We start from the raw sequence: 8,483 nt of genomic DNA, 5'->3' as shown, positions 1-8,483 counted from the left end.
AACCTGAACGGTTTCAACTTCAACCAGTCCGTCCTCGACTCTCAGGGTCGCGTGATTGGCACCTGGGCGGATGTGATCAACCGGGCCAACCTGGGTATGGAAGTGATGCACGAGCGGAATGCTCACAACTTCCCCCTCGACTTGGCGGCAGCGACGGCTCCCGAAATCATCGGTTAGGCTTCACCTGCTCAGCTAGTTTGAGTTAGAACTTAAGGCGCTTCTCTTCGGAGGAGCGCCTTTTTGCGTGTAGAAGCGTCGGGGACGCCAACAGTCCTAATGGTCAGCATCTAGCATCGATAGAATGCGCAGCCGATATACGAGTTGCTGCTGCTCTTCTAAAGTGAGTTGATGAAAGCGTTTACCCGTAAAGTGTTCAGCAATATAGGCGTCGCGCTGTTGTTTGGGCCAGCGCAGCTTAAACACACACTGCCGATAAACCTCTTTCATCTCATGGGCAGCCCGTTCCTCCGGCGATGCCGTGGAGGGTAAAGCGGGCAAAGGCTGATATTCCTGCAGATGAACAGTTGATAGGGCCACCGACGCCCACCGCCCACTGTTTTGTGCAGGGTACGATCGCGGCGATCGCGACCAATACGCCCCAGACCCTATTTACCGATGAGGTTCGCACTCCCGCCTCGGTATTTGATGTCATCCAAGGCTTGCACTTGCTCCTCGACCGAGGGGGATCTGGGATCTGGCATTTGGGCGGACCGCATCTCATCAATCGCTATGAGCTAGGGTGCTTAATTGCCGAGAGTTTTGGTCTCTCCAACACCATGCTTCAGCCAGCGTTACAGTCGTCAGTCCCTTTGTCTACCCCTCGCTCCCCAGACGTTTCCCTCAATAGTCAAAAAGCGTTTGCCCTGGGCTATGCTCCCCAGCCACCACAAGTTGCGTTAACCGCGATCGCCCAAGCAGCCAGCCAATAGCAAAATTCGGCTGCGATGGGTCACCGCTACCAGTCCTTTGCCGAGTGGATATCGCGGTAGCTGGGGGCCGCGTCTTTGCAATAGAAGATATGTCGCTTCTGGCATCCGATCGGGGATTAATTGAGAAGTAGCGACTTAGAAACATTCTCCAATGACAACGCTGCCCCCAGCTCAGATAACTCGCAAACTTGCCCGTAAGGCCAGTCGAACTTTACAGCACTCTACTGAAGACGTCTGGCGTTTGCTGACAGGCAATTTTCAAGAGCGGGCGATCGCTAACAAGAAAGAACTACGCATTATTGGTTTACGCCGGACTGGCAATCACACGGTTGCGGAATGGATTAAAGCTCAAGAACCAGGAGCGATCGAGCATTTGAACAATCTCGAAGTCCGATGTAATCCTTATCGCTACAAGTATGAAATGCTCATTGATCACTACCCTGAACACCACAACTGGGCATATAAGCACTATCAGCCACTCGCAAAAGGTCGCTTTCCAGAAATTGACTGTCTGATTTGTGGCTATGAAGATCATCCACTTGGCAGCATTGCCGATCCATTATTTGAACAATTACATGATGCCTATGTCGGCAAGAGTGCAAAAAGATTCGATATTCTGGTCCTGAGAGATCCCTTCAATTTATTTGCTAGTCGATTGAAGAGCAACATGATTCCGGTTAAGTCGGCTAAGTTTACTGCGGTCGATTTGTGGATTCAATATGCCAAAGAATTTTTGGGAGAAACTCAATATTTGAACCACAATAGAATCGCTGTGAACTATAACCAATGGGTCACTGATGTTGACTATCGCCAGCAGTTAGCCGCTCAACTGGGGCTGGAATTTTCAGATACTGGAATCAAGAAAGTTGCGAGTCTTGGCGGTGGCAGCTCATTTGATGGTTCTGCCATGGATGGCAAGGGCGATCAGATGGCGGTGCTAGAACGTTGGCAGCACTTCAAGGATGATGAAGCGTACCGGGCGCTCTTTAAAAATCGACAGTTATTGGAATATTCCCAAAAGATCTTTGGCGATATGCCCAACACCGATATTCTCTTTGACGACTAAGTTGCATCCCTGGTTGGCAATTTCACCCTTGGTGGAGGGCGCGTCCTTGGCTCAAGAACGAGAGCCTCAAACAACTTGGGCAATACTCAGCATGACCTCAAGAGCATGACCTCAAGAGCATGACCTCAAGAACCCCTTTTGCCGCTAGGTTTAGCGTGGGACAGCGACTTGTTGGAGTAGTGAGGTAATGACGGTGTCGGTGGTGAGGCCGTCGAGTTGGGCTTCGGGGCCGAGAATAAGGCGGTGGCGTAGGAGGGGCGGCGCGATCGCCTTTACATTGTCAGGGGTGACATAGTCTTGGCCTTGCAGCCAGGCGTGGGCTTTGCTGGCCTGCAACCAACTTACCGACGAACGGGGTGAAGCGCCGAGGGATAGGTCGCGGGACTGGCGCGTTTTTTGGGTGAGGGCAAGCAGATAGTCCAAGATTTGCTCTTCGACTTTAATTTGTTTGACGGCCTGCCGGGCTGCAAGAATGGCCTTTTCGCTGACGATCGCTTTGAGATTTTGAATGTTGATGCGTCGGGCCTCAAAGCCAGCCTGGATATTTTTCAGCATCTGCTTCTCGGCTTGCGGGTCGGGATAGTTGACCAGTAGCTTGAAGAGAAAGCGATCTAGTTGGGCCTCGGGCAGGGGATAGGTGCCTTCGAATTCGAGGGAATTTTGGGTGGCGATGACCCAGAAGAGATCGGGGAGGGGATGTCCGGTGCCGTCGAGGGTGACCTGTTGCTCTTCCATCGCTTCCAGCAGCGCGGCTTGGGTTTTCGGGGGGGTGCGGTTGACCTCGTCGGCGAGTAAGACTTGAGTGAAAATGGGGCCTTTTTTGAGGGTGAAGTCGCGAGTGTTGAGGTCAAAGACGTTGGTGCCCAGGATGTCGGAGGGTAGGATGTCGGGGGTGAGCTGAATGCGACAAAAGTCGGCCTGAATCAGCCGTGCCAACACTTTGACCATGAGGGTTTTGCCCGTACCAGGGACGCCTTCTAAAATGACGTGGCCACCCGAGAGGAGGGCAACCAGGAGTTGATCAATAACTTCGGTTTGCCCCACCACCACTTGACTCAGGGTGTGGCCAATTTGACGAATTTGTCCTTGGAGTTCATTCATAAGGTTGGCCTGAGTGGAGACAATTGATTGTAATCGGTACGGCTAGCGAATGGGCGTTTGGCGAAGGCGCTGCAAGGTTTCGAGCCAGCGCTTGAGGGCGGTGTCTGCGCCTTTGGTGGGTGGGGGCGGTGCCGTCAATGGGGTCAGCATTTCTGGCGATTGCCCGGTTTGCTGGGTCCAGGCGTCTTGCAGGGTGCGGTCGTCAATATTGGCCGTGTGAAAGCCGAGGGCCGCTTGCAGGCGCGATCGCTCGGCTTTGGTCAGCATGTCGACTAAGAAAGGCGTACTTTCGGCCTTATGCAGTACCGCCGCCAATGCGTCGATATAGGCTTGGCTGTTATCCACTTTAGCCTGCTTGACCGTCGAGAGATTACCCAATCGCCGATTTTGGGCAAGCAAAAAGATAGCTAACAAAATGGCAATTTGAATTAACGCAATTTTGACGGGCGTGCGGGCCAAGTAAGCACCCCAGGTGTTGACGGTTTCTTCAACGATGACATCCGCTGCTTTAAAACCGTGTAGATATTCATCGACCCAGATGGGGCCACCTGCCTGCGCTGCTAGATCAGCCAAAAAGGCGTAGTTGCCCGGTTCCGCTTGGTAGGCATTCGCTGCCAAGTGGGGGGTCAGTGCCACCACAAAACGTCCGCTTTCAGAATCAGTCCGTTCCCACATGACAGCGCCGTATGCATCGCCCAGCAGGTTGCGATCGCTATTCATTGCCAGATTCGTACGCCGCCGGGTTTTGATCACCACCTCACCAAAATCGCTCGCCAATCGCGACGTAAACGGCGCATCCACAATCGCGGCATCGAGCCCTAGTTCAATCAAGGTATTGCCCGCCGCCAGCCAAGGATCGAGCCAGCTTCGATCCCCGGCTTGGTAGGCGTTCACCATGCCGGGATAAATGCGGATTAACGTTTGCGGTGCGCCCGCTTGCGGCTGCTCTAACAATTCCGCCACCGGGCGTCGCCAGCGCTGCACCGGGGTGCCCTGGGTTTCCATGTAGGCATACCAGCCTAGATAGCCCTCGGGAGCACGGTTATAGGTTGAGCCGCTGGTCTTCTGGCCGGTGCTGGGAGCTAGTAACACCAGGCCGATAAATAGCAACGCCAATGCCACTACAGCCAAGCGCACATAGCGATTTTTGAGCAAGGGGACAGAGTTCATCGCTGGGCCATCTCCTCATAGGCTTGGCGACAGCGCTGGACATTATCCGCCGCGAGGGCCTCACCGCCAAATAGCGATCGCTCGTGGGTGCGAATCAGCATTTGTAGCGGGCGGGCCCGTGGCAACGTTTGAATAGTTTGCAGATACTCGCCATCGGTGCGACTCGGTTGATGCGGAATCCACTCGCGATCGTGGAGCAGTTGCAACGCGGCCATATACCAAGCTCGACAAGCCCCACGCCAGTTACCATCTCGCTCCAACTGCTGGGCGCGACGCAGCCAGGCCGCCACAGTATGGTGTTCTGGCGGGACAATGAAGTCGACTTGGGGTTGGGCTCGACGTTCGGGGCGCTGGCCAAGATAGTTATCCCACAACTGTACGATCAGCCATGCCAACCAACCGATCACGCCAATGACCAATAGCCAAAATAGGAATTGCCCTAGCCAAACCGGAAATTCAAAATTTGGCGGAGCATCAGGAGCTGGCGGCTCCCATTGAGCCAGCCGTAATTGAATCCATTCCGACAAATTTTTGCCAACCTGCCGCAACTGCCACGGCAAACTACTTTGCTGGATGGAGGACGCCTCTGCCATTATTTACCCGCCAAACAACGTCTTACCCAATGTACTCAACGATTCGAGCGATCGCGAGACCCATCCCGCCACCATCGCCGCACAGTAATGAACCGTAACGTCAGACTGTCGACCTGGGGATAGCCGCCACCCCGCTACCCTGTCACCCACTCACCCTCCACCCAACCATCCTGCTACCCACTCACTCTGCTACGTAACGTTCGGACATCTCACCGCTCGTGCCACAATAATGTGAACTAGGCTATAAACAGCCTTCAGCGCGATCGCCCGTCACCAATTGGGCCTGCGCCTGGGGCATTGCGTCGCGATCAGACGCCCGCCGTGGCATGAGGACAGTAGCGTGTATCCACAAGGTTCAAAGAATTACCAAATCAACTTTTCTGGGCTGGGCTGCTGGCTCACCGTGCTGGCTGTGGTGTGGCTGCTCAGCGCGATCGGTCTGGGCTGGATTGTGAAATCAATTGCCTTCATCGTGGTGCTGATTTTGGCCACACCCGTGTTGGCGTATTTGGGCTTTCGCTGGTGGCTCAAGCGCAACCTGATCGAAGGCAACTGTCCTGTCTGTGAGACCCAGTTGGCTGGCCTCAAGAATGCGCCAACCGTTTGTCCGAATTGCCGTACCCAACTGCAAGTGACGCCGCAAGGGTTTGTCCGGTTTACTCCTGAAGGGACGGTCGAAGTGAATGCTGTGGATGTGACCGCAGGCGATCGCTCAGGGGATGCCGTGGATGTCTCAGTTGAGGTGCTGCCCCCGGTGGACGATGAGCGTTAATTGGCAAACTTGTGACTCACGTCTACGAAACTAGCGATTTGTCCGCACAATATAATTCTGAGCGTTCAACCTTTCAGAGATCGGCGGCGGTGGTCGCATCTGCCAACCCTCGCCAATGAAAAAGCTGATGTGAAAAGTTGATGTGAAAAGTTGATGCTGATAGATAGCGCCCGTTAGTTTCAACACCGATACGCCCGCCCTCATCCCTCAAATCGTGGACTCGATATCTGATGATGATTGATTTACGCAGCGACACCGTGACTCAGCCGACACCAGCCATGCGTCGAGCGATCGCTGAAGCCCCCGTCGGCGATGACGTATTGGGCGATGACCCCACTGTCAACGAATTAGAAGAAACGGTGGCGGCCCTACTGGGCAAAGAAGCCGCCGTCTATATGCCCTCGGGCACCATGACCAATCAAGTGGCGCTCCGCACCCACACCGAACCCGGCGACGAAATCATTCTGGAAAGCCAGGCGCACATTTATTTTTATGAGGCGGGGGGGCCAGCGGCGCTGTCTGGCGTGATGTGCAAACTCATTGCGGGCGATCGCGGCCTCTTCACCGCTGCCGATTTGCAAGCAGCCCTGCGCCCCTGGAATGAGCACTACCCCCGCACCAAACTCGTTTGCCTGGAAAATACCCATAATCGCGGCGGTGGCAGCATTTTTCCCCTGGCCGAAATTCAGGCGATTGCCCAAGTCTGTCGGGCTAACGAACTGCGGTTGCATCTTGACGGTGCCCGCTTTTGGAATGCTTGTGTAGCCATTGGAATTTCTGAAGCTGACTACGCCGCCCCCTTTGACACCGTCAGCGTTTGCTTTTCTAAAGGATTAGGTGCCCCCGTCGGCTCAGCGCTCGTCGGTTCTCAGGAGCTGATGCAGCGGGCGCGACGGTTTCGGAAAATGTTTGGCGGCGGTATGCGCCAAGCGGGCATTATTGCGGCGGGAGCGCTGTATGCTCTCCAGCATCACCGCGATCGCCTGGCAGATGATCACGCCCATGCTCAACGTCTGGCTCAGGGATTGCAGACCATTGACGGCATCCGCGTCAATCTCGACGCAGTAGAAACCAACCTTGTCTACTTTCACACTCCTCCTGATCTGCCTGCTACCGCGCTGGCTGAAAAACTCGCCGCTGTAGGAGTCGGTGTTTTACCTACCGCGTCTCATACTCTCCGCGCCGTTACCAACCTGATGGTCGACCAAGCCGGCATTGACACCGCGCTAGAACACATTGCTGCAGCCATGGCGCAACTGAGATCGCAGCCGCACCCTTCCAGCACCGTAGTGGCACCAACCGTTACCCAATACTGAGCAACCCCCGGCGGCTCGAAGAAAATCACGCCCCGTTTTGCTGCAGGCAAACCAATCACACTAGATTGGATGCCCCAGTTACAGACCATAACCGGACAAAAACGGGGGACTAATCTTAGCCCCCCGCCTCTCAAACGTTCGTGATCGTCGGCTCAGCGTCACCCAGTATATCTATGCTCCTCGTTGCCGACGCGCAAAACCCAGCCCAGCAATTGCCAGCAACCCAGCAGCAGCAGCCGGTTCAGGCACATCTTGAGCAGGCACCCCACTCATCCGAAAGTTGACGCCATCGCCAGTCCCACTCGCTCGATCCAGTCCGAGCTTAAGGTCTAGAGAGCTGATGTTGAAAAAGGTTTGAGAAACCACATTGCCATCTTTGCCCTTCGCCACGTAATCAGGGTTTTCAAGATCCACACCGTTGATAGCGACAACCCCAGTTGAGTCCCAAGACTCGGTATCAAAAAAGTCAATTGTGAGTTCGGCCAAAGTCTGGGCAAAGTTGAAGCGGAAGGTGCCGACCTCTAGCTGACCGGTTTCCTCATTCCCACCGCCGACCGATCTTTCCGATGGCCGCAGCCAATATCCCATTGAATTCGTTCCGGCATCTTTCGTCTTAAACTGAACTCTGTCGTTACCGCTGCCGTAAGTCACAACATTGTCACCCGCTCCGAAATAATCAACGAACAAGCGACTTTGGGTGCCTGATGTGTCGTCAACCAAAGATTCGATGCTGGCAAAAATCGGGTCGAGTTCCAGACAAGACACGGCCCCATCCAAACAGCCCAATCCAACGTTGATTTCACCCTGTTGTTGTGGCACGAAGTTACTAGCGGCAGCAGTTGTGTCCATCCCAGCCAGACAAGCGGTTGAAGCGGCGAAAGCCCCTAGAGAACACAAGATTTGACGTGGAAGAGCCATAACGATTCACTGTTTCAATTCAACAAGTCAATCATAGTCAGTAAGTATCCAAGGAAACATAAAGTCCCCCGTCCCGTAGATTGAGATTTGATGTTTTGTTAGCATAAAAATCTGTAATATTATGCGAGTTTCTTCGGAGCTTTTTTCGGTAAATCAAAAAAATGTGCACAGAAAATATTACATTAGCGAATTTTTCCGCAGATTCACGAATACATAAAAATATTTCAAGAGGTGTCCTCCTCAAGGTGTCGGTAAATTCCTACATCGCAATCTAATTAAGGCTTACGAGTGTTTGATCGGCAAAATGCAGATATTTTTAGGATAGAAATGGGCTCAACCAAGACACTTCAATGCTGTAGAAAGTGAACTTTCTCTGAGTTCTCACCTAGATAGAAATGCTGAGTACCCGGACATTTAGATTACTTTTATTTTGCTAAAGCAGATATTTCAAAGCAGCCCTTAAAGCGGTCTTTAGACAAAAGGTGAGTATCCCAGTATCTGCAAACATGCTGCTAGGAACTGGAATGATGGCTCAATGCTTGCCTTAGTGGTGCAGAAAAGTCCTGAGAGTATTGATGTAGCTAGATTCTCAGATTGAGAAGGGGAGCCATCTGTGAG

At 53.4% G+C, this 8,483-nt stretch carries 9 protein-coding genes and 1 pseudogene; 5 read left to right on the top strand and 5 right to left on the bottom strand.

Translation table 11 applies throughout. The annotated features are described in order from the left end of the window. Positions 1 to 177: pseudogene (locus tag JUK32_RS03140) on the top strand (photosystem II q(b) protein); the annotation flags it as partial. Positions 178 to 273: 96 nt separating this feature from the next. Here JUK32_RS03140 and JUK32_RS03135 read toward each other — a convergent pair. Next, the gene (locus JUK32_RS03135; protein ID WP_204137398.1) at positions 274 to 498 is read right to left on the bottom strand and encodes a hypothetical protein; all 225 of its coding nucleotides are present in this window, start codon (positions 496 to 498) and stop codon (positions 274 to 276) included. 26 nt (positions 499 to 524) lie between these two features. On the opposite strand from JUK32_RS03135, the gene JUK32_RS03130 reads away from it, so the two are divergent. Both JUK32_RS03130 and JUK32_RS03125 read left to right on the top strand, forming a co-directional pair. After that, on the top strand, positions 525 to 929 hold the full coding sequence (locus tag JUK32_RS03130; protein WP_204137397.1) for a sugar nucleotide-binding protein: 405 nt from the start codon (positions 525 to 527) through the stop codon (positions 927 to 929). 151 nt (positions 930 to 1,080) lie between these two features. Then, positions 1,081 to 1,995: a hypothetical protein gene (locus JUK32_RS03125; protein WP_204137396.1), complete on the top strand. Its 915-nt coding sequence runs from the start codon at positions 1,081 to 1,083 to the stop codon at positions 1,993 to 1,995. Between the two features lie 150 nt (positions 1,996 to 2,145). Here JUK32_RS03125 and JUK32_RS03120 read toward each other — a convergent pair whose 3' ends face one another. From JUK32_RS03120 to JUK32_RS03110, 3 genes are read right to left on the bottom strand one after another with little or no spacing between them, the layout of a single operon-like run. Further along, positions 2,146 to 3,096, bottom strand: a complete 951-nt coding sequence (locus tag JUK32_RS03120; RefSeq protein ID WP_204137395.1) for a MoxR family ATPase — start codon at positions 3,094 to 3,096, stop codon at positions 2,146 to 2,148. A 42-nt stretch (positions 3,097 to 3,138) separates the two neighbouring features. After that, complete coding sequence (locus JUK32_RS03115) at positions 3,139 to 4,266, bottom strand: DUF4350 domain-containing protein (RefSeq protein WP_204137394.1); 1,128 nt, start codon at positions 4,264 to 4,266, stop codon at positions 3,139 to 3,141. After that, positions 4,263 to 4,859 (bottom strand): DUF4129 domain-containing protein, encoded by a 597-nt coding sequence (locus JUK32_RS03110; protein WP_204137393.1) that lies wholly within the window; start codon positions 4,857 to 4,859, stop codon positions 4,263 to 4,265. Before JUK32_RS03110 ends, JUK32_RS03115 begins: the two co-directional genes overlap by 4 nt. A gap of 340 nt (positions 4,860 to 5,199) precedes the next feature. On the opposite strand from JUK32_RS03110, the gene JUK32_RS03105 reads away from it, so the two are divergent. Together JUK32_RS03105 and JUK32_RS03100 are read left to right on the top strand one after the other, a co-directional pair. After that, complete coding sequence (locus JUK32_RS03105; protein WP_204137392.1) at positions 5,200 to 5,631, top strand: hypothetical protein; 432 nt, start codon at positions 5,200 to 5,202, stop codon at positions 5,629 to 5,631. A 230-nt stretch (positions 5,632 to 5,861) separates the two neighbouring features. Next, a complete protein-coding gene (locus JUK32_RS03100; protein ID WP_204137391.1) occupies positions 5,862 to 6,947 on the top strand; it encodes a low specificity L-threonine aldolase in 1,086 nt (361 codons plus the stop codon). Positions 6,948 to 7,118: 171 nt separating this feature from the next. Here the strand turns inward: JUK32_RS03100 and JUK32_RS03095 are convergent, their stop codons facing one another. Continuing rightward, positions 7,119 to 7,865, bottom strand: coding sequence for an LEVG family PEP-CTERM protein (locus JUK32_RS03095; protein ID WP_255538025.1), 747 nt, complete (start codon positions 7,863 to 7,865; stop codon positions 7,119 to 7,121). Positions 7,866 to 8,483: the final 618 nt, after the last annotated feature.

It is taken from the genome of Halomicronema sp. CCY15110 (genome assembly GCF_016888165.1).
Taxonomy (GTDB): Bacteria; Cyanobacteriota; Cyanobacteriia; order Phormidesmidales; family Phormidesmidaceae; genus Halomicronema.
Note: the sequence above shows the minus strand (reverse complement) of the source record. Positions and strands in the feature narration are given on the sequence as shown.